Annotated in this window: 16 protein-coding genes; 9 read left to right on the top strand and 7 right to left on the bottom strand. The window is 46.1% G+C overall.

Going from position 1 to position 20886, the window contains the following annotated elements:
- Positions 1-2 precede the first annotated feature (2 nt).
- Genes mukF through mukB form a run of 3 tightly spaced genes read left to right on the top strand, consistent with a single transcriptional unit; the run spans position 3 to position 6512 of the window.
- Complete coding sequence (gene mukF, locus J4N43_RS10445; protein ID WP_017634722.1) at positions 3-1340, top strand: chromosome partition protein MukF; 1338 nt, start codon at positions 3-5, stop codon at positions 1338-1340.
- Positions 1321-2046 carry a chromosome partition protein MukE gene (gene mukE / locus J4N43_RS10440; RefSeq protein WP_005378379.1) on the top strand — a complete coding sequence of 242 codons (726 nt, stop codon included), beginning with the start codon at positions 1321-1323 and terminating at the stop codon, positions 2044-2046. Before mukF ends, mukE begins: the two co-directional genes overlap by 20 nt.
- A 2-nt stretch (positions 2047-2048) precedes the next feature.
- Positions 2049-6512, top strand: coding sequence for a chromosome partition protein MukB (gene mukB / locus J4N43_RS10435; RefSeq protein WP_044129446.1), 4464 nt, complete (start codon positions 2049-2051; stop codon positions 6510-6512).
- 143 nt (positions 6513-6655) lie between these two features.
- Here the strand turns inward: mukB and J4N43_RS10430 are convergent, their stop codons facing one another.
- The 7 genes from J4N43_RS10430 to J4N43_RS10400 form a co-directional block, all read right to left on the bottom strand.
- Positions 6656-6808, bottom strand: coding sequence for a hypothetical protein (locus J4N43_RS10430; RefSeq protein ID WP_005378381.1), 153 nt, complete (start codon positions 6806-6808; stop codon positions 6656-6658).
- A 227-nt stretch (positions 6809-7035) separates the two neighbouring features.
- Positions 7036-8004 (bottom strand): alpha-L-glutamate ligase-like protein, encoded by a 969-nt coding sequence (locus J4N43_RS10425; protein ID WP_005378387.1) that lies wholly within the window; start codon positions 8002-8004, stop codon positions 7036-7038.
- A 3-nt stretch (positions 8005-8007) separates the two neighbouring features.
- The gene (locus J4N43_RS10420) at positions 8008-9513 is read right to left on the bottom strand and encodes an inactive transglutaminase family protein (protein ID WP_005378389.1); all 1506 of its coding nucleotides are present in this window, start codon (positions 9511-9513) and stop codon (positions 8008-8010) included.
- Between the two features lie 11 nt (positions 9514-9524).
- Positions 9525-10271 carry an ATP-dependent zinc protease family protein gene (locus J4N43_RS10415; protein ID WP_005378391.1) on the bottom strand — a complete coding sequence of 249 codons (747 nt, stop codon included), beginning with the start codon at positions 10269-10271 and terminating at the stop codon, positions 9525-9527.
- Positions 10272-10547: 276 nt separating this feature from the next.
- Entirely contained in the window at positions 10548-11519 is a 972-nt protein-coding gene (gene cmoB, locus J4N43_RS10410) for a tRNA 5-methoxyuridine(34)/uridine 5-oxyacetic acid(34) synthase CmoB (protein ID WP_017820038.1), read from the bottom strand.
- A gap of 81 nt (positions 11520-11600) precedes the next feature.
- Positions 11601-12338, bottom strand: coding sequence for a carboxy-S-adenosyl-L-methionine synthase CmoA (cmoA, locus tag J4N43_RS10405; RefSeq protein WP_053349442.1), 738 nt, complete (start codon positions 12336-12338; stop codon positions 11601-11603).
- Between the two features lie 93 nt (positions 12339-12431).
- Entirely contained in the window at positions 12432-13298 is an 867-nt protein-coding gene (locus J4N43_RS10400; protein WP_053349443.1) for a DUF72 domain-containing protein, read from the bottom strand.
- A 273-nt stretch (positions 13299-13571) separates the two neighbouring features.
- On the opposite strand from J4N43_RS10400, the gene aspS reads away from it, so the two are divergent.
- From aspS to cydA, 6 genes are all read left to right on the top strand, one after another.
- Entirely contained in the window at positions 13572-15350 is a 1779-nt protein-coding gene (aspS, locus tag J4N43_RS10395; RefSeq protein ID WP_005378401.1) for an aspartate--tRNA ligase, read from the top strand.
- Positions 15351-15492: 142 nt separating this feature from the next.
- On the top strand, positions 15493-16239 hold the full coding sequence (locus J4N43_RS10390) for a YebC/PmpR family DNA-binding transcriptional regulator (RefSeq protein WP_005378402.1): 747 nt from the start codon (positions 15493-15495) through the stop codon (positions 16237-16239).
- A 92-nt stretch (positions 16240-16331) separates the two neighbouring features.
- The gene (ruvC, locus tag J4N43_RS10385) at positions 16332-16853 is read left to right on the top strand and encodes a crossover junction endodeoxyribonuclease RuvC (protein WP_005387909.1); all 522 of its coding nucleotides are present in this window, start codon (positions 16332-16334) and stop codon (positions 16851-16853) included.
- 67 nt (positions 16854-16920) lie between these two features.
- Entirely contained in the window at positions 16921-17532 is a 612-nt protein-coding gene (ruvA, locus tag J4N43_RS10380; protein WP_012841979.1) for a Holliday junction branch migration protein RuvA, read from the top strand.
- 286 nt (positions 17533-17818) lie between these two features.
- Positions 17819-18823, top strand: coding sequence for a Holliday junction branch migration DNA helicase RuvB (gene ruvB, locus J4N43_RS10375; RefSeq protein ID WP_005378312.1), 1005 nt, complete (start codon positions 17819-17821; stop codon positions 18821-18823).
- Positions 18824-19284: 461 nt separating this feature from the next.
- A complete protein-coding gene (gene cydA / locus J4N43_RS10370; protein WP_005378311.1) occupies positions 19285-20871 on the top strand; it encodes a cytochrome ubiquinol oxidase subunit I in 1587 nt (528 codons plus the stop codon).
- Positions 20872-20886: the final 15 nt, after the last annotated feature.

Here is a 20886-nt window from a genome sequence, read left to right as displayed (position 1 = left end):
CAATGAGTGAGATGACTCTCAATGCTGCAGAGCAACCAATCGATGAGCTGGTTGGCTGGGTTAAGCAGCACGATTTCTCGTTGAACCTGACCACAGAGCGATTGGCATTTTTGATAGCCATTGCCGTACTGAGTAATGAAAGGTTCGATGAAGAACTGGGTGAAGGTGAACTGCATGATGCATTTGCCATCGTCACTCGACTATTTGATGAGACCGGCGAAGCCTCCGCTTTTCGTGCGAACAATGCGATCAACGAGATGGTTAAGCAGCGTCTTATGAGCCGTTTTGTCAGTGAAATTACTGACGGAGCGAGCATTTACCGCTTGTCGCCATTAGCGATAGGAATAACCGACTACTACGTGCGTCATCGTGAGTTCTCAAAACTGCGTCTATCTATCCAGCTATCCATGGTAGCGGATGAAATGGCGAAAGCGATTGAGGCAGCACAAAAAGGTGGCACACCGGGTCACTGGAAGAAAAACGTATACGGTGTTTTAAAATATTCTGTAGGCGAAATCTTCGATCAAATTGACCTCAACCAACGTGTTATGGATGAGCAGCAACAGTCAGTGAAACAACAGATTGCTGACCTGCTTAACAAAGACTGGCGCGAAGCGATCAACAACTGTGAAGCGCTACTGTCAGAAACATCAAGCACGTTGCGTGAACTTCAAGATACGCTGCAAGCCGCCAGTGATGAACTGCAAACTCAGATCCTCGATATTCAAGAAATTGTTTACGGTGACCCTGAGCTGGAGTTTATCGAAGAAGCCTTGTTTGGTCTGCAAATGAAGCTGGACCGAATCACAAGCTGGGGCCAGCAAGCGATCGACCTTTGGATTGGTTACGACCGACACGTGCACAAGTTTATTCGTACTGCAATCGATATGGATAAGAACCGTGCGTTTAGCTCGCGTCTGCGTCAATCTGTCAAAGATTACTTCGATGCGCCTTGGTATCTGACTTATGCAGATGCGGAGAGGCTTTCTGACCTTCGTGATGAGGCCCTAGTACTGCGTGATGACGAGGTAACGGGTCAAGTTCCGATGGAAGTAGAATACGAAGAGTTTCAACAAGTCAATGATGAGCTGTCTGAACGAATTGGTGACATGCTAAAAGCGCATAAAGATCAAGGCACACCAATCGATTTGAGTGTGGTACTGCGAGATTACCTTGCACAGCACCCTTACACTCATCATTTTGATTTAGCTCGCATTATCGTCGATCAAGCTGTACGTCTAGGGTATTCAGAATCGGATTACCAAGCGATTCAACCAGACTGGAAAGCAATCAACGAATTTGGGGCAAAGGTACAAGCGAATGTCATCGACCGATACTAATGAATACATGTCAGAGAATCTGGCAAAAGCAATTTCTAACCCTCTGTTCCCAGCGCTAGACAGCATGCTTCGAGCAGGGCGTCATATCTCAAGTGAAGATCTAGACAACCACGCGTTGCTGTCGGATTTCGAACTTGAGCTTTCTTCTTTCTACCAACGCTACAACACCGAATTGGTGAAAGCGCCAGAAGGTTTCTTCTATCTTCGTCCTCGTTCAACGTCTCTGATTGGCCGTAGTGTTCTTTCTGAACTGGATATGCTGGTGGGTAAGGTACTGTGTTTCCTTTATCTAAGCCCAGAGCGTCTTGCGCACGAAGGCATCTTCACTAACCAAGAGCTGTACGACGAACTGCTTGCTCTAGCAGATGAAAACAAGCTGATGAAGCTAGTGACGAACCGTGCGACTGGTTCTGACCTCGATAAAGAAAAGCTGTTTGAAAAAGTACGTACGTCACTTCGTCGTCTGCGTCGCCTAGGCATGATCATCAACATCGGTGAAACCGGTAAATTCAGCATCAGTGAAGCGGTATTCCGCTTTGGTGCCGATGTACGTATTGGCGATGACATGCGTGAAGCGCAGCTGCGTCTGATCCGTGATGGTGAAGCAGTAGTGCACACCAAAGAGCCAAGCCAAGGCAGCTTATTGTCTGAAGAAGATCAAGACGACCAAGCCCAAGAAGAAACAACAGAAGAGGGTGAAGCATGAGCATGATTGAACGCGGTAAATACCAATCGCTGACCATGGTCAACTGGAACGGCTTCTTTGCCCGTACGTTTGACATCGATGGTCTGGTCACCACGCTATCAGGTGGTAACGGTGCAGGTAAATCAACCACAATGGCGGCGTTCATCACCGCATTGATTCCTGACCAAACGCTACTGCACTTCCGTAATACGACAGAAGCAGGCAGCAGCCAATCGTCTCGCGACAAAGGTTTGTACGGTAAGCTACAGCCGGGCGCATGTTATGCGGCGCTAGACGTGGTGAACTCACGTAACCAACGCCTATTGTTTGCAGTAAAACTACAGCAAGTTGCGGGTCGTGATAAGAAAGTAGACATCAAACCGTTTGTGATCCAAGGTCTTCCAAGCCATGTGAAACCAACGGATATTTTGGTTGAAAGCGTATCTGCGACTCAAGCTCGTGTACGTCAAATCAACGAAGTAAAAGAATCGATCGCGGAATTTGAAGGCGTTCAGTTCAAAGCGTTCTCTTCTATCGTGGATTACCACGCACAAATGTTTGAATTCGGTGTGATTCCGAAGAAACTGCGTAACTCTGGTGACCGTTCTAAATTCTACCGCCTGATCGAAGCATCGCTTTACGGTGGTATCTCAAGTGCGATTACGCGCTCGCTACGTGACTACCTTTTGCCACAAAACGGCGGCGTGAAAAAAGCGTTCCAAGATATGGAATCGGCACTGCGTGAAAACCGCATGACGCTAGAAGCGATCAAAACCACGCAAGCAGATCGTGACTTGTTCAAACACTTGATTACAGAGTCGACCAACTACGTGGCAGCGGACTATATGCGCCATGCTAACGAGCGTCGTAAAAAACTAGAACAGACATTGTCTTTGCGTTCAGAGTTATTTGGTTCTCGCGAGACCTTGATTGAGCAAAACAATCTGCTTAATCGCGTTCAAGAAGAGCTGGAACTGCTGATCGAATCAGAATCTTCTTTAGAGCAAGACTACCAAGCGGCTTCTGATCACTTGCAACTGGTGCAAAACGCGCTGCGTCAGCAAGAGAAGATCGAACGCTACCAAGAAGATCTTGAAGAGCTGAGCGAGCGTCTTGAAGAACAAATGATGGTAGTGGAAGAAGCGCAAGAACGCGTGATGATGGCTGAAGAGCAAGCTACCGTTGCAGAAGAAGAGGTGGATAGCCTTAAGACGCAACTTGCTGATTACCAGCAAGCTCTTGACGTTCAGCAAACTCGCGCCCTTCAATATCAACAAGCAGTTCAAGCGCTGGAGAAAGCGAAGCAGCTACTTGGCGATGACAGCCTAACGGCGGAATCGGCTCAAGCGCTTGTCTCTGAGCTTAAGAACAAAGAGTCAGAAAGCACCAATGCGTTGCTATCGGTTAAGCACAAACTGGACATGTCTTCTGCAGCGGCAGAGCAGTTTGAAACCGCGCTTAAACTGGTACAAAGCATTGTTGGTCAAGTTGAGCGCAAAGACGCGTCTGAACATGCGAAAACCGCAATTGCGAAAGCGCGTGAGTCACAACAAATCGCACAAAACGAACAGCAATGGCGAGCACAACACCGTGATCTCGAACGCAGCCTTAACCAGCAGCGTCAAGCACGTGAACTGGTTGCTGAATACAAAAAGCAATATCACGTTGAACTAACCGATGAGGTTACGTTTGAACAAGAACGTGAACGTCATGCGACGCAAATCGAATCACTAGAGATAGCTCAAGAAGAAGTTCGTGATCAGCGTGGTGAACAGCGCCGTCTAGAGCAAAACGCGGTGGCAGAAATTAGTAAGCTTGAAGCAATAGCACCAGCTTGGATTGCGGCGAACGATGCGCTAGAGAAACTGAGAGAGCAGAGCGGTGAAGAGCTTGAGGATCGCCATGCGGTAATGAACCACATGCAAGTTGTCCTTGAACAAGAAAGGGAGCTGTCTTTAGCTAAAGATAAGCTTGCTGAGCGCCGTAGCCAGCTAGACGCTGAGATTGAGCGTCTTGCTTCTCCTGGTGGTTCAAATGACCCTCGCCTGAAAGGTTTGGCAGATACGCTGGGCGGTGTATTGCTGTCTGAGATCTACGATGACATCACGATTGATGACGCGCCTTACTTCAGTGCGATGTACGGTCCGGCTCGTCACGCTATCGTTGTTTCTGACTTGTCAGGCATCGAAGAAAAACTGGTAGAGCTAGACGACTGTCCAGAAGACTTGTACATCATTGAAGGTGACATCGATGCCTTTGATGACAGCTCGTTCGATGCAGAAGAGTTAGAGGGCGCGGTTTGCGTTCGTATGAACGATCGCCAAATGCGTTACTCTCGCTTGCCTGAGATCCCATTGTTTGGCCGTGCGGCACGTGAGCAGCGTCTAGAGTTGCTGCGTAACGAACGAGAAGAAGTGGTAGAGAAACACGCGAAAGCGGCGTTTGATTCTCAGAAAATGCAGCGCTTGTACCAAGCGTTTAACCTATTTGTGTCTAACCACATTCAGGTTGCTTTTGACGCCGATCCAGAACAAGCACTGGCAACTATTCGTGATAAGCGTAACCAAATTGCTCGCGTGTTGGCGGATCTGGATGCGAAAGAGCAACAACAACGTTCTCAGCTTCAAACCAGCAAGCAAGCGTTGTCTTCTCTGGACAAGCTAGCGTCACACATGGTGCTTGTTGAAGATGAGTCATTGCAAGCGCGTTTTGATGAGCTAGAAGAGAAAATCGCTCAGCTTGCAGAGGCAAAAAACTTCTTAAACAACCATGCAAAAGCCGTCACGCAATTAGAGAATATTGCGTCTGCGCTTGATGCTGACCCAGAGCAATTCGATGCACTAGAAGCAGAATACAAAGCGGCAGACGAGCGGCTACAAGATCTTAAGAAGCAAATCTTTGCACTCTCGGATCTCGTTGAACGTCGTCACTACTTCGCTTACTCAGATTCAGTAGACCTACTGAACAAGAGTAGCGAACTGAGTGAGCAGCTAAAAGCTAAACTGGTTCAAGCTGAACAAATGCGTACTCGCTCTCGTGAAGAGTTGAAGCAATCGCAAGGTCAAATGAACCAATACAACCAAGTATTGGCTTCTCTGAAGAGTTCACACCAAGCGAAACTGGAAACGGTTCAAGAGTTCAAACAAGAGCTTCAAGAGTTTGGCGTGAACGCTGACGAAGGTGCAGAAGAGCGCGCAATGCGTCGTCGTGACGAATTGCACGAGCGTCTACACACGTCTCGCAGCCGTAAGAGCGAATACGAGCGCACGATCACCTCTACTGAACTAGAGATGAAAGGCTTGGCAAAACGTCTGAAGAAAGTTCAGAAAGAATACGTTGAGCTGCGTACGTTCGTGGTTGCTGCGAAAGCTGGCTGGTGTTCAGTACTTCGTCTGGCGCGCGAGAACGATGTTGAGCGTCGTCTACACAAGCGTGAACTGGCTTACATGTCTGCGGATGAACTGCGTTCAATGTCGGATAAATCATTGGGTGCGCTGCGTCTAGCTGTTGCGAACAATGACGACCTGCGTGATGCGCTGCGTCTATCAGAAGACAATGCACGTCCAGAGCGTAAAGTTCTGTTCTACATCGCGGTTTACCAACATCTTCGCGAGCGCATTCGTCAGGATATCATCCGTACTGATGATCCAGTTGAAGCGATCGAAGAGATGGAAGTGGAGCTAGCGCGTCTAACAGAAGAGCTAACGCAACGTGAAAACCGCCTAGCGATCAGCTCTGAGTCGGTAGCGAGCATCATCAAGAAGACGATTCAGCGTGAGCAAAACCGTATTCGTATGCTGAACCAAGGCCTGTCGAACATTTCGTTTGGTCAGGTGAAGGGCGTACGTCTAAACGTGAAGATCCGCGAAAGTCACGAAGTGCTACTGAACGGCCTAGCGACACAACAAGAGCAGCATAAAGATCTGTTTGAATCGACTCGCTTTACCTTCTCTGAAGCAATGGCGAAGCTGTTCCAACGCGTGAACCCACACATCGATATGGGTCAACGTTCTCCTCAGGTTCTGGGTGAAGAGCTACTGGATTACCGTAACTACCTAGAGCTAAGTGTAGAAGTGAACCGTGGTACAGATGGTTGGCTACAGGCTGAGTCTGGCGCGCTATCAACAGGTGAAGCGATCGGTACCGGTCAGTCAATCCTTCTGATGGTTGTTCAAAGCTGGGAAGAAGAGTCTCGTCGTCTACGCAGCAAAGACATTGTGCCTTGTCGTTTGCTTTTCTTGGATGAAGCAGCGCGTCTGGATGCGAAATCGATCGCGACATTGTTCGAATTGTGTGACCGTCTGGATATGCAGCTTCTTATCGCGGCGCCTGAAAACATCAGCCCAGAGAAAGGTACGACCTACAAACTGGTGCGTAAGGTGTTTAAAGATCACGAACACGTACACGTGGTTGGTCTGCGTGGTTTTGGTCAAACGGATAAGCCTAAGACTGAAGCACAAGAGATGATTGAAGAGTTTGAATCGTAAACTTCGAATCTAACAAAACGCCCGCAATGAACGCGGGCGTTTTTGTATCTGTTTGCGAGGCAGGCTTCGAACAACATAAGACAAGCCGAGACTGTAGGACGGGAGTCTCGGCTTATTAGCGGAACTTAATGAGGAAGCTACGTTTATTCCTCTGGAATATCGTCCCTGACTTCGATCATTTCAGCAAGCTCTTCAAGTGCTTGGACAGAAAGCTCAGACAAGCGTTGTAGGTGTTGGTCTAAGCTCTCTTGTTCTTCAAGCTCTGGTTCATCATTATTTGTTTCTTTTATTAGCATTTCTCAACCTCTCAAGTTGAGTAAGGGGAGCTCTCATCATACTCAAAAGGCAAAGTAGAAAAGAAACGATCTATGTTGATTTTGTTAGCTCGATCATTGATTCAACTTATATATGAGAAGGATGTGTTTAATAAGGAGAGCAAGTGCAAGGTTTTTGGATGCGGGAACAAAAACGCCAGTAATCATGACAATTACTGGCGAGTAATAACGAACATTATGTCGAAGGGTTAGAACAACGGCTTCACACCGAACTGCTCTGCCGCGTAAGCGACGCGTTCAATCGGTTTTGGATACTCAGCAGGTGTGCCAAGGCTCTCTATGTGTTTCAAACGAGGAAGCAAGCCTGCACCATTAGCGATTTGGATTGCCAGACCAGGGCGAGCGTTAAGCTCTAAAACCATAGGCCCTTCATCTTTATCCAGCACCATATCCGTACCCATGTATCCCAAACCTGTCATTTCCCAGGCACTTGACGCAAGCTCCAGCAAGCGCTCCCAATGCGGTACTTGAAGGGTCGAAAGGTCTTTACCTGTATCAGGGTGATGAGTCACTGGATGATCGAACTGCACCGCTCTGACGGCTTTACCTGTCGCGATGTCAATGCCTACTCCTACCGCACCTTGGTGAAGGTTTGCTTTGCCGTCGGAAGCCGCTGTAGAACAGCGCATCATCGCCATAACTGGATAACCTTTAAATACGATGATCCGAACATCTGGTACGCCTTCATAACTGAAGCCATCAAAACAGTCATCAAACTTGATTAAGTTTTCAACCACAGCAACGTCATTTTTACCACCAAGAGAGAAAAGGCCAGCAAGCGCATTACTAATGTGACGCTCGACCTCATCCCTACCAATTGTAGAGCCGGAGGGTTTGGTATATACCCCGTTTTTGTGAGACGTAACAACCAGAATGCCTTTACCGCCACTACCTTGTGCAGGTTTGATTACAAAACCAGGCCAGTTCTCAACCATTTTGTGGATAGTCTTAACTTCAGCTTGGTTATGAATGACACCGATCAGGGCAGGAACTGTTGCTCCTGCTGCCTGTGCAATAATTTTGGTCTTTAGCTTGTCATCGACAAGTGGGTATTTAGAACGATCATTGTAACGGCCAATATAGCTGTGGTTACGCTTGTTCATCCCCATAATGCCTTTATGGCGAAGCTTAGACGGCGAAGTAAAACTTTCGAACATCGTTTAGTCCTCCGCTAGTGGTTTGAAGCGTCGTAGCTCAGTGAGGCGGTAACCTGTGTAAGTACCTAGTAATAGAATACCGGCCAGAACAATCAACTGTAGACCAATGAAGTTAAAGGTTAAGTGTTGAATGTATGAGTTCGTCATTGCAAGGTAAACTAATACCGCTGTCAGCAATGAACCACCACCTTGCAGAGCAACTTCCTTCGCACCTTCTTCTTCCCATAGGATTGACATACGTTCAATCGTCCAAGACAAGATGATCATAGGGAAGAAGGTAATTGTTAGGCCTTCTGTTAAGCCCATTTTAAACGCAACAACGGTGAACACCGAGATGATCATAATAACGGTAATAATGACCGCAGATATCCTTGCTACCAGCAATAAGTTCAACCTAGACAAATAGCTTCGAATAATCAGGCCTGTACCTACAATTAGCAAGAAACCGACAATACCCGTTAATAGTTGAGTTTGAACAAAAGCAACGGCAATCAACACAGGCATAAAGGTACCGGATGTTTTCAGGCCGATAATCACACGCAAGAACACAACGATCAGAGCACCAATAGGGATGAGCATGATGGTTTTGAACATCGCTTGCTCTTCCAAAGGTAGGCTATGAATTGAAATATTCAGTAATCCATCTGCTTCTATTTTGTTGTTTGTAGCTTGTTGTGGTGTCATTTCTTGCTTAATCATCGAGAAATGCACTTGGCTATTTTTACCACCAACAAGGTCAAGTAAGGATACGTTTGATTCATCCCACACTAACAAGTTGGGTTTCACTGCTTTTTGTTCGGATTTTGGCGAAAACAGTACCCAATCTTTACCTGACCAAACCTGAACCATTGGTTGAATTGTTTGGCGTCGACGACCATCTTCTAGTTCGATAACACCGACGGTTTTGCTTTGTATACCTGCGGTAAGCAAAATATTATGCAGTGCATCAGTACGGCTGAAATCGTTCAGTAGTAGCGACGAGTTTTGGCTATCTGGGTCATTAAGCGCTTTGATAAGCTCACGAGTAAACGTCACATTATCGGCTGAGCGACTCATCGCACGTTCGATAAGGGCATTTGCCGCTGCTGCTTGTGGTGCTGATAGCGTTGGTGGCGTAATGTCTTCCGTTGGCGGTAAAGGAGTGACTTTAGCCTGAGGGTCTACTAAGAACTGGGCTTTGTAGTATATGGTTTGTGGCCCTTGAGCTTGGCGAATTGACCATTCTGCACGACGGCCTGAATCGTCATTGATGTAGGAAACGCCATAACCTGATGAGGAAGCAGATTCACCGATAAGTGTGTAACCACTTTGTGTATGAGGTGCTGCAAGTGACGCTTTTACTTCGTTGCCGTTAGCATTGAACTCAATACGAGCTTCTACATCCCATACCTGGCGAGTTTCGCCTGGCGTCCAAGGCACGCCGTAGTTTTCATGTCTGAAAACACTCAGAGCAATGCCCGCAATCACCAATAAGATGATAGAAAGGTAAAACGGTATTTTTGACGTCATAATCTACCTTATTATTTTTTATCTTCGTCCGTTTGGATATAGGTACGACTTACATCGACAAGTGCTATGTCGCGCATAAATTCTCTACCCAGTAAAATAGGATGGTTCATATGTGAGCGATCTGCCAACGTAAATTGCGCTTTTTCATGAATTTTTCCAACGCGCACCCAAAGTTCTACCACAGCGCGGCGTTCTAACTCTTCACTGGTAACCTGGCGGATTTTGACGTAGCGAATGACAGGAGCTTCGATCCAAGTACTTTTCTCTTCTTCGGATTTACTGGTGTCTGCTAAGTGGAATCGGACCCATTTTTTGCCATTTCTTTCGAACTCTTCAATATCAACGGCATTTAAAGACGACGTCGCGGCACCAGTGTCGATACGTGCATCAAAAGTTTGCTTAATCGACTCTACAGTGACCTTTTCGATAGAGCCAAGGACAATATCGTGAGTTGGGGTTGGTTCCACAGGAGCGGGAGATTGGACAATAATCGGCTCTTTCGGTTTTTTTACTTCTGCCATTGCTTCATCGCGAAATGTAAGAAGTTCAACCTGTAGTTTATCGACTTGTTCTTCAAGGCTGTCGATATAGTCCGATTGGTTGCTGAGCTGTAGCTCTAGGTTGGTAATGCGATTATTGACATTCGCTTCTGAATTTTGAATCGCCGCTAACGTTTCTTGGTGGTACTGTTCGCCTTTGGTTAGTGAGCATCCAGATAGTAAGGCGATGGCAACAATCGGGGTCAATCGTAATAACATTGAAAACCTTGGGATTGGATTAAGTTGTTTATTTTTTAGGAGTTTAGCTTATATCGATAAAGCCTCACAAGTAAGAATGTTTCTCTATTACTTATTGTTTGAGGAATAGTGATGAAAAGCCAAAAATCAAGGACATAAAAGCGCATCCTTATTTAGAGCGTGCTTATATTTTGACGTGAAAAATGGATTCAAAAATCAAACTCGCTCATTACGAGGAAAGAGGGTAATGTCTTAACTCGTAAAATGAGTTAAGACAATGTCAGGAATCTCAGCGAATTATGATTTGCGAGCGACAAGAACCGCGCGGCGAGGGGCAGGGTAGCCTTCTACAGTCTTGCTTGGGTCGTTCGGATCTAAGTAGTCAGGTAGAGAGTTATGCGTCATCCAATCTGTGGTACGTTGTTCATCTACGGATGTGATGTTTTCATCAACGATACGAACATCTTCAAAACCGACCAATTCTAACCACACTTTTAGGGCTTTTGCTGAAGGGAAGAAATAGACATTACGCATTTGCGCGTAACGAGAAGTCGGGACCAGTACTGCATTCTCATCACCTTCAATCACGAGTGTTTCCAATACGAGTTCACCACCAGATACCAATTGATCTTTTAGTTGCACTAAATGATCGAGAGGCGAGCGGCGATGGTAAAGCACGCCCATGCTGAATACCGTATCGAACGCTTCTAACTTAGGTAGTTGTTCAATACCCAATGGCAATAGGTGTGCACGTTGGTCATCGCCCATTAGTTTACGAATTGCTTCGAACTGAATTAGAAACAGGTGAGATGGATCGATACCGACAGTTAAGCGTGCACCTTCGCCTAGCATGCGCCACATGTGGTAGCCGTTACCACAACCTACATCGAGTACGCTGCGATTTTTTAATGGTGAAATATGCGGAAGCACGCGGTCCCATTTCCAATCACTGCGCCACTCAGTATCAATATGGATGCCGTGTACGTTGTATGGGCCTTTGCGCCAAGGATGGAATGTACGAAGTAAGCTTTCTAGCTTTTTAAGTTCCCCTTGAGGCATGGGCTCATTGTTTGAAATCGTGACAGAATCAACAATGTCGATGTTGTCCGGTCTACCCGCTGGGATTTTGTTCAGGGCTTTCAACCAGCGACCAAAGTCACCGTGCTCTGCATTTTGCCAATCCGTTAGCTGTTGCGGAAGCACATTAAGCCAAGGTTGAAGACGAGTGTCTTGGGCAATCAATTGGTAGAAATTTGCAAAGTTAAACATAGTTAGTCAATCGCTGAGTTGATGGGTATAAATTATTAACAAAAGCCGAAATCGGTATGGTTCAGGCTTGGTATGCATGGTCTATTTAATCGCGAACATGGAGCCGAAGTTAAAGCATTGGAACCAAACGTCATAGCTAGAAAAGCCAATTTTAGCGAAACGCTCTTTATGTTCTTTCTTTGAATCTGGGCGCATTACGTTTTCTATCGCGCTACGCTTTTGGCTGATTTCTAGTTCGCTATAACCATTCGCACGTTTAAAGTCGTGGTGAAGGTCAATTAACAGTTCGTTCGACACTTCATCTTCGAAGACGAACTTCTCCGATAGAATCAAAATGCCGCCTGGACGCAGGCCTGCGTAAATTTTCTCGAGCAAGGAGTAACGATCTTCTGGAGAGAGGAATTGCAAAGTGAAGTTCAACACCACCACTGACGCGTTTTCAATTTCGATATTGCGAATGTCTGCTTCTACTACATCCACAGGAGTGTCACTGCGGTAAGCGTTGACGTGAAGTTTACAACGCTCAACCATCGCAGGAGAGTTGTCCACTGCGATGATTTGGCAACCTTTTTGTTTGATATGGCGACGCATAGACAATGTTGCAGCACCCAAAGAACAGCCAAGGTCATAGATGTTTGAGTGAGGTTTTACAAAACGCTCTGCCAGCATACCGATTGCAGAAATGATATTGCTGTAACCCGGTACCGATCGTTGAATCATGTCAGGAAATACTTCCGCTACGCGTTCATCGAACGTGAAATCCCCAATTTTATCGATTGGAGCCGAAAAAATAGTATCTGGATTGCTCTTAGGGTTCATAACTAAGTCTCTGCATACAAGCCGCCTGAAAATGTCAGGCACCAAAAAAGGCGCGTATTTTATGGGAATTTCGCGCCTCTGTCATGTGTTGCGTTAGAACATCTGTAACTGCGAGTTACCATCGTCAGCTGGGAAAGGCGCTAACTCAGGGAGCGTGATACGCTTTTGTATGTCTTTATATAGGTTTGCAGCCAACTCTGGCGCAATTATATTGTCTGCAGTATGGATCATGACATATGGCTGCTTACCTTCGGCAATCCATTGTGGCAACTTGCTGAGCCATGGTTTAAAAAACTCGTAGTTTTGCTGTTCTTCTGGATGACCAATAAAGCGAATCAAAGGATGTGAAGCGGTAGCAATGGCGTGAACAGGGACTCGTGGTTTTTTCATTTGTGCATCAATAATCGCCTCATTGTCGGGCTTAGCGGCAAAGACTGGGCGGCTATCCATAATAATGCGGTCAATATTATTCTCTACTAACCATTGGTTAAGTGCTCGCTCTTCTTCGCCTTTGGAGAAAAATGCCATATGGCGAACCTCAACACCGAGAGGGAAGTTAGGTGGAAAGCTCGCACAGAACTTTTTCAGTCGAACAAGGTGTTCAGGACCAAATGCGGCTGGCAATTGAATTGTCCATTGGCCCACACGGTCATGCAAAGGCTCCATGACTTTCATGAAGTCTCTCAGTTGTTCGCTGCAACCTCTTAGCATTTGCTCATGAGTGATGGCTTTAGGAAGTTTGAAAGTAAAGCGAAAATCATCGTGGGTTGCGGCTCTCCAGTTTTGCACTGTATTGAGCGTCGGTGTGGCATAAAATGTCGTGTTGCCTTCCACGGTATGAAACACTTGCGCATACCTTTCTAAACGTTCAGCGGGCTTTGTCCCGCTGCCGTAAAAACTTTGTTGCCATTGATTGTGCGACCACATCGTCAATCCAAGTCGAAGAGGTAAGTTATCCATTATTCTTTACTGCTTGCTACTCGTGTGAATACTTTACGAGAGTTTTGCTGAAATAGGTAATTTCACGCTATAATCCTCCCCAATTTTTTCGCTTTGGTGCGCTTTTGAACATTTGTTGTACTAAAAAGCACCAGTGAATGATAAAACACACGTAATTGTATGTTGAGTAGTCGATTTTCGTGGACATTCAGCGTATAACTGAATCTTTACTCTGCTTAGCAATGAGGCTGACAGAGCGTAGTTAACAACATTTGAGAGATTGGGAATTTCATTATGCGTACCCATTACTGTGGTCACCTGAACAAGTCCCTTGCAGGACAAACTGTAGAACTTTGCGGCTGGGTTAACCGTCGTCGTGATTTAGGCGGTCTTATTTTTATTGATATGCGAGATCGCGAAGGTATCGTTCAGGTAGTTGTTGATCCAGATATGGCGGATGCGTATGAAGTGGCGAACACACTTCGTAATGAATTCTGTATCAAACTAACGGGTGAAGTGCGCGTTCGCCCAGAGAGCCAAGCAAACAAAGACATGGCAACAGGTGAAGTTGAGATCCTTGCGAAAGGTCTTGAAATCATCAACCGTTCTGATGTTCTACCTCTAGACTTCAACCAAAAGAACTCTGAAGAGCAGCGCCTGAAGTACCGTTACCTAGATCTACGTCGTCCAGAAATGAGCGACCGCATCAAGCTACGAGCTAAAGCGTCTAGCTTTGTTCGTCGTTTCCTAGATGACAACGGCTTCCTAGACATTGAAACACCAGTACTAACAAAAGCGACACCAGAAGGCGCTCGTGACTACCTAGTACCTAGCCGTGTTCACAAAGGCAGCTTCTACGCGCTTCCTCAGTCTCCACAGCTATTCAAACAGCTTCTAATGATGTCTGGTTTTGACCGTTACTACCAAATCGTTAAGTGTTTCCGTGATGAAGACTTGCGTGCTGACCGTCAACCAGAATTCACTCAGATCGATATCGAAACGTCATTCATGACGGCTGACCAAGTTCGTGCAACGACTGAGAAAATGGTTCGTGAAATGTGGCAAGAGCTACTAAATGTTGACCTAGGTGAATTCCCAGTAATGCCGTTCAGCGAAGCGATTCGTCGTTTCGGTTCGGACAAGCCAGACCTACGTAACCCACTGGAACTAGTAGACGTTGCTGACCTAGTGAAAGATGTTGAGTTCAAAGTATTCTCAGGTCCAGCAAACGACGAAAAAGGCCGCGTTGCCGTTATTCGCGTTCCAGGTGGTGCATCTTTGACTCGTAAGCAAATTGATGGCTACGGTGAATTCGTTGGCATCTACGGTGCGAAAGGTCTAGCTTGGATGAAGGTTAATGACCGTGCAGCGGGCATGGAAGGTATCCAATCTCCAGTCGCTAAGTTCCTAAATGAAGACGTGATCAACGGCATTCTAGATCGTACTCAAGCGGAATCTGGTGACATTATCCTATTTGGCGCTGATAAAGCGGGTATCGTTGCAGAAGCAATGGGTGCGCTACGTTTGAAACTAGGTAAAGACCTAGAGCTAACGGATGAATCTGCTTGGGCTCCATTATGGGTGGTTGACTTCCCGATGTTCGAAGAAGATGACGAAGGCAACCTACACGCGATGCACCACCCATTCACATCGCCTCTAGGTGTGACTGCGGAAGAGCTAAAAGCAAACCCTGCTGCGGCAAATTCTAACGCTTACGATATGGTTCTAAATGGCTACGAAGTGGGCGGCGGCTCTGTTCGTATCCACAACGCAGATATGCAAGAAGCCGTATTTGATATTCTAGGTATCACACCTGAAGAGCAACAGCTTAAGTTCGGCTTCCTGCTTGATGCGCTGAAATTCGGTACGCCTCCACATGCTGGTCTTGCATTTGGTCTAGACCGTCTAGTAATGCTGCTATGTGGCACAGAGAACATCCGTGATGTTATCGCGTTCCCTAAAACAACAGCAGCGGCGTGTCTACTAACAGACGCACCAAGTATTGCTAACCCAGCAGCGCTAGAAGAGCTAGCAATCGCAGTAACTGCAGCGAAAGAAAAAGACGCAGAATAAGCGCACAACATTTGAAGAAAACTCCCGCAACTGCGGGAGTTTTTGTTTAAATAAACCCAAGAAACTTCCAAAGCAATTTCCCAAGCAACGCTTTTAGAACATGTTTTGTTATTAAGCGTCAAAATACATTAAAAGGTGAATTATGGCTGGTCATAGTAAATGGGCGAATATTCGTCACCGTAAAGCAGCGCAAGATGCGAAGCGCGGCAAAATTTTTACTAAATTAATCCGTGAAATCGTTGTTGCGGCAAAAGAGGGGGGCGGTGAGCCAGAAAATAACCCACGTTTGCGAGCAGCAATTGATAAAGCACTGTCTAACAACATGACACGTGACACTGTCAACCGCGCTGTCAGCCGAGGTGCTGGTGGTGAAGGCGACGACAACATGGAAACCGTGATCTATGAAGGTTATGGTCCAGGTGGTACGGCGGTCATGGTTGAATGTATGACGGATAACCGAAATCGTACGGTATCTGGCGTACGCCATGCATTCTCAAAGTCAGGCGGTAATCTGGGGACGGATGGTAGCGTCAACTATCTTTTCGACAAGAAAGGCGTGATTTCATATGGCCCAGGTTTAGATGAGGATGCGGTAATGGAAGTGGCATTAGAAAGTGGTGCTGATGACATTGAAACGGCAGAAGATGGCTCGATTGATGTCTACACGGCCCCAGGCGACTTTGGACTCGTAAAAGATGCCCTTGATGCCGCAGGTTTTGAGGCAGAGAACGCGGAGGTGTCGCTGATCCCATCTACGAAAGCAGATTTGGACGCGGATACTGCGCCAAAACTACTTCGTTTGATTGACGCTTTGGAAGATCTGGACGACGTTCAAGAGGTTTATCACAATGGTGATATCTCTGACGACGTTGCGGCTACGCTAGATTAAACTCAAGGTGTCGGGAGCGGTATTTGCTCCGAAGTTAGCAAGTAATAATAAAAAGACTGAGGCCGAATTAGGCCTCATTTTTAGGAACATTCATGTCAATTATTTTGGGCATCGACCCAGGTTCGCGCATTACCGGCTATGGGGTCATTCGTCAAAATGGACGCCACTTGCAATACCTTGGTAGTGGCTGCATTCGTACTTCAGAAAAAGAACTTCCGGGTCGGCTTAAACAGATTTATGCAGGCGTCACGGAAATCATTACCCAGTTTCAACCGGACGTTTTCGCGATCGAGCAAGTGTTTATGGCCAAAAACGCGGATTCAGCGCTAAAACTTGGCCAAGCTCGTGGCAGTGCAATTGTTGCTGCGGTGAATGCGGAGTTGCCGGTATTTGAATACGCGGCTCGTCTTATTAAGCAAGCTGTCGTCGGCACTGGTGGCGCGGACAAAGCGCAAGTTCAGCATATGGTTCAGCAGATGCTTAAATTGCCCGCCAAGCCTCAAGCGGATGCAGCCGATGCTTTAGGTGTGGCGATTTGTCATGCCAATACTAACAAGACTCTCGTTGCGTTAGCGGGCAAAGCAACCAGTGCCAGAAAAGGGCGCTACCGTTAAAATTAACTGGATGTCTATCCAGTTCTTTATTATCCTGTCGCAAATTCATTTCCAAAGAGTATTTATAGTGATTGGACGTCTTCGTGGCACACTGATTGAAAAACAACCACCTGAAGTATTAATTGAAGTTAATGGCATTGGTTATGAAGTCCAGATGCCAATGAGCTGTTTTTACGAGCTGCCAAATGTTGGCGAAGAAGCCATTATTTATACTCACTTTGTCGTCCGTGAAGATGCACAATTGCTATACGGTTTCAACACAGTAAAAGAACGAGCACTTTTCCGTGAAGTGATCAAAGCCAATGGCGTTGGTCCTAAACTCGGTCTTGGTATTCTCTCTGGTATGACAGCAACGCAATTTGTTACTTGTGTGGAACATGAAGACGTTTCTACGCTGGTTAAGCTTCCAGGCGTTGGCAAGAAAACCGCAGAGCGATTGGTTGTTGAAATGAAAGACCGATTGAAAGGGTGGGGCGCTGGCGATCTATTTACACCATTTACGGATGCTGCTCCTGCGGATTCTGGTGCGACATCCAACAACGCGGAAGAAGAGGCAATTAGCGCACTTCTAGCTTTGGGTTACAAGCCGACTCAAGCATCGAAAGTGGTGTCTCAAATTGCTAAACCGGACATGAGCAGTGAGCAAATGATCCGTGAAGCTCTAAAATCAATGGTGTAACGCTGGTTTCACAGTGAGCATTTGTTCAAGATAACTCATTCTCTAAGGTTAATGCCAATCGCTTAACGATGTTTTTTGTGTCATTCCAGCGAGCCTAGCGAGACTGGGAATCTAATAGCAGCACGCTGAGCGGTTAATGAAACAATTTGACCATAAACCGCTCGGATAGAAGATCCTGTATCACGCTCCTTCGTCGCTGTACAGGATGACGAGATATAGAAATATGCCACTTGCTGTTAAACGAGCGGCATTATTCTCTCAGGTAACCATTTTTCAAGGTAAAAAGATGATTGAAGCCGATCGTTTAATCGCGCCAGAAAACCCTGCCTTTCGTGATGAAGATGTCATTGACCGTGCTATTCGGCCAAAAAAATTAGCGGATTACCAAGGTCAGGACCATGTCCGTGACCAAATGGAGATCTTCATTAAAGCTGCTCAGTTACGTAGCGAAGCACTTGATCACCTTTTGATTTTTGGTCCCCCAGGTTTGGGTAAAACCACACTTGCGAATATCGTTGCCAATGAAATGGAAGTGAACATTCGCACTACTTCAGGCCCTGTACTTGAGAAAGCAGGCGATTTGGCCGCGCTGTTAACCAACCTTGAAGAAAACGATGTGTTGTTCATCGATGAGATTCACCGCTTGAGTCCGATGGTTGAAGAGGTGCTATATCCGGCGATGGAAGATTATCAACTGGATATTATGATCGGTGAAGGTCCGGCCGCTCGTTCTATTAAGATCGATTTACCACCATTTACGTTAATTGGTGCGACGACCCGAGCGGGCTCTTTAACGTCACCATTGCGCGACCGCTTTGGTATTACTCAGCGCCTTGAGTTTTATAAGATAAAAGACCTCCAAGATATCGTGCAGCGAAGCGCGGATTGTTTAGGTTTATCAATGGAACCTGAAGGTGCATTGGAAGTGGCAAGACGTGCGCGTGGCACACCACGTATTGCTAACCGTTTGCTACGCCGTGTTCGTGATTATGCGGAAGTAAAAGGCAATGGTCACATTTGTGCCGATGTTGCTGATAAGGCGTTGAATATGCTTGATGTGGACGCCGAAGGCTTCGATTACATGGACCGTAAGCTACTACTCGCGATTATGGAAAAATTTGGTGGTGGTCCGGTCGGGCTCGACAACATGGCAGCGGCGATAGGTGAAGAAAAGGACACTATTGAAGACGTTCTTGAGCCTTATCTTATTCAGCAAGGTTATTTACAACGCACTCCGCGTGGAAGAATCGCGACAGATCGTGCGTATTTGCATTTCGGAATTGAAAAATAAGATTCCCTCGCTGGGCCTTTGTTGCCCAGCGCTTCATTAAAGTTGACCAAACTCACATTTTTTGAATTTTTTCTCATACTGGTTTAGTAAGTAAAAAGCATTGATTGTTAACTCGATGTTTGCTTGCAACTGGTTAATTTCTCTCCTGATTACTCTCTCTTAACATCCGTATCCAATACTGGTTGATCTAGATCAATGTGATGGATTTTTGTGCAAATTCCGCGCATAAACATTGATGTATATCAAAGCGCGTTACGGCTATAAACCTTTTGAAACAATCTGTTTTTACAAGTAATATTAGCCCCAGCTATATTAGCTGATGCTTAACAATTAACTAACCAATGAAGCACATTTTTGCAACAATGAGTTGTGATAATTCAACATTTTTCAAGTGTAAATAACACCTGAATATGGATTGCAATATGTAGAGAGTGTCATTCAGCCGACACATAGGAGTTACCATGATTGACGTAGTTGATCTATCGCGGTTGCAGTTTGCACTGACAGCGATGTATCACTTCCTATTCGTACCATTGACCCTTGGTATGGCCTTCCTTCTGGCCATTATGGAATCGATGTACGTAATGACGAACAAGCAAATCTATAAGGACATGACCAAGTTCTGGGGTAAGCTATTCGGTATTAACTTTGCACTTGGTGTGGCGACAGGCCTTACCATGGAGTTCCAGTTTGGTACGAACTGGTCTTATTACTCCCACTATGTAGGTGATATCTTCGGTGCACCGCTAGCGATCGAAGCACTTGTCGCATTCTTCCTGGAGTCAACTTTTGTTGGTCTATTCTTCTTCGGGTGGGATCGTCTATCTAAACGCCAACACTTAGCGGTTACCTGGCTTGTGGCACTAGGCTCTAACTTCTCTGCTCTTTGGATTCTTATCGCAAACGGCTGGATGCAAAACCCAGTAGGCGCAGATTTCAACTTCGAAACCATGCGAATGGAAATGGTGAGCTTCTCTGAGGTTGTACTAAACCCAGTTGCTCAGGTTAAGTTCGTGCATACGGTTGCTTCTGGTTACACTTGTGGCGCAATGTTTATTCTAGGCATCAGTTCATACTACCTATTAAAAGGTCGTGACATTGCGTTTGCTCGTCGTTCGTTTGCTATTGCTGCTTCTTTCGGTATTGCAGCTATCTTATCTACCATCGTTCTTGGTGACGAATCTGGCTACGAGCTTGGTGAAGTTCAAAAAGTGAAACTCGCTGCAATTGAAGCAGAGTGGCACACTGAACCTGCACCTGCCGCATTTACGTTATTTGGTGTTCCTAACCAGGAAACGATGCATACCGATTACGCAATTAAGATCCCTTACGTAATGGGTATTATCGCGACACGCTCTTTTGATGAGCAAGTAACAGGTCTTCGTGATTTACGTGATGAACACGTCGATCGTATTCGTGACGGCATGTACGCTTATGAACTTCTAGAGAAGCTTCGTGCGGGCGATAAGTCAGAAGAAAACATGACTGCGTTTGATGAAGTGAAAGGTGACCTAGGTTACGGTCTACTTCTAAAGCGCTACACAGACAATGTTGTTGATGCAACAGAAGAGCAAATCCAAGCTGCTGCGGACGACTCAATCCCAACAGTATGGCCGCTATTCTGGTCATTCCGTATCATGGTTGCTTGTGGCTTCATCATGTTGTTTGTCTTTGGTGCGGCGTTTATCCAAACGTGTCGTCAGAAGATTGAACAGAAACAATGGATTCTAAAAGCTGCACTATTTAGCATTCCACTACCTTGGATTGCAATTGAAGCGGGTTGGTTCGTCGCTGAGTACGGCCGTCAGCCTTGGGCTGTAGGTGAAATTCTACCAGTGCATGTTGCAGCTTCTGCGCTAACTGCAGGTGAAATCTGGACTTCACTCTTCGCAATTCTGGCGCTATACACGGTATTCCTGATTGCAGAAGTTTACCTAATGTTGAAATTCGCTCGTAAAGGCCCAAGTAGCCTGAAAACGGGTCGCTACCACTTCGAGCAAAATGCTGACTCTGTTGAAGACAAAGTTAGTCGCCAAGTAGAAGCGTAAGGTAAGGAGATAACA

Source organism: Vibrio sp. SCSIO 43009 (assembly GCF_023716525.1).
GTDB lineage: Bacteria > Pseudomonadota > Gammaproteobacteria > Enterobacterales > Vibrionaceae > Vibrio > Vibrio alginolyticus.
Note: the sequence above shows the minus strand (reverse complement) of the source record. Positions and strands in the feature narration are given on the sequence as shown.

Coding starts and splice junctions, on each gene's coding strand:
- J4N43_RS10390 (WP_005378402.1), top strand. CDS start 15,493: ATGGCTGGTCATAGTAAATGGGCGAATATTCGTCACCGTAAAGCAGCG.
- J4N43_RS10420 (WP_005378389.1), bottom strand. CDS start 9,513: ATGACGTCAAAAATACCGTTTTACCTTTCTATCATCTTATTGGTGATT.
- mukE (WP_005378379.1), top strand. CDS start 1,321: ATGTCATCGACCGATACTAATGAATACATGTCAGAGAATCTGGCAAAA.
- ruvC (WP_005387909.1), top strand. CDS start 16,332: ATGTCAATTATTTTGGGCATCGACCCAGGTTCGCGCATTACCGGCTAT.
- J4N43_RS10415 (WP_005378391.1), bottom strand. CDS start 10,271: ATGTTATTACGATTGACCCCGATTGTTGCCATCGCCTTACTATCTGGA.
- mukB (WP_044129446.1), top strand. CDS start 2,049: ATGATTGAACGCGGTAAATACCAATCGCTGACCATGGTCAACTGGAAC.
- ruvB (WP_005378312.1), top strand. CDS start 17,819: ATGATTGAAGCCGATCGTTTAATCGCGCCAGAAAACCCTGCCTTTCGT.
- cmoA (WP_053349442.1), bottom strand. CDS start 12,338: ATGAACCCTAAGAGCAATCCAGATACTATTTTTTCGGCTCCAATCGAT.
- mukF (WP_017634722.1), top strand. CDS start 3: ATGAGTGAGATGACTCTCAATGCTGCAGAGCAACCAATCGATGAGCTG.
- cmoB (WP_017820038.1), bottom strand. CDS start 11,519: ATGTTTAACTTTGCAAATTTCTACCAATTGATTGCCCAAGACACTCGT.
- J4N43_RS10430 (WP_005378381.1), bottom strand. CDS start 6,808: ATGCTAATAAAAGAAACAAATAATGATGAACCAGAGCTTGAAGAACAA.
- aspS (WP_005378401.1), top strand. CDS start 13,572: ATGCGTACCCATTACTGTGGTCACCTGAACAAGTCCCTTGCAGGACAA.
- J4N43_RS10425 (WP_005378387.1), bottom strand. CDS start 8,004: ATGTTCGAAAGTTTTACTTCGCCGTCTAAGCTTCGCCATAAAGGCATT.
- cydA (WP_005378311.1), top strand. CDS start 19,285: ATGATTGACGTAGTTGATCTATCGCGGTTGCAGTTTGCACTGACAGCG.
- J4N43_RS10400 (WP_053349443.1), bottom strand. CDS start 13,298: ATGGATAACTTACCTCTTCGACTTGGATTGACGATGTGGTCGCACAAT.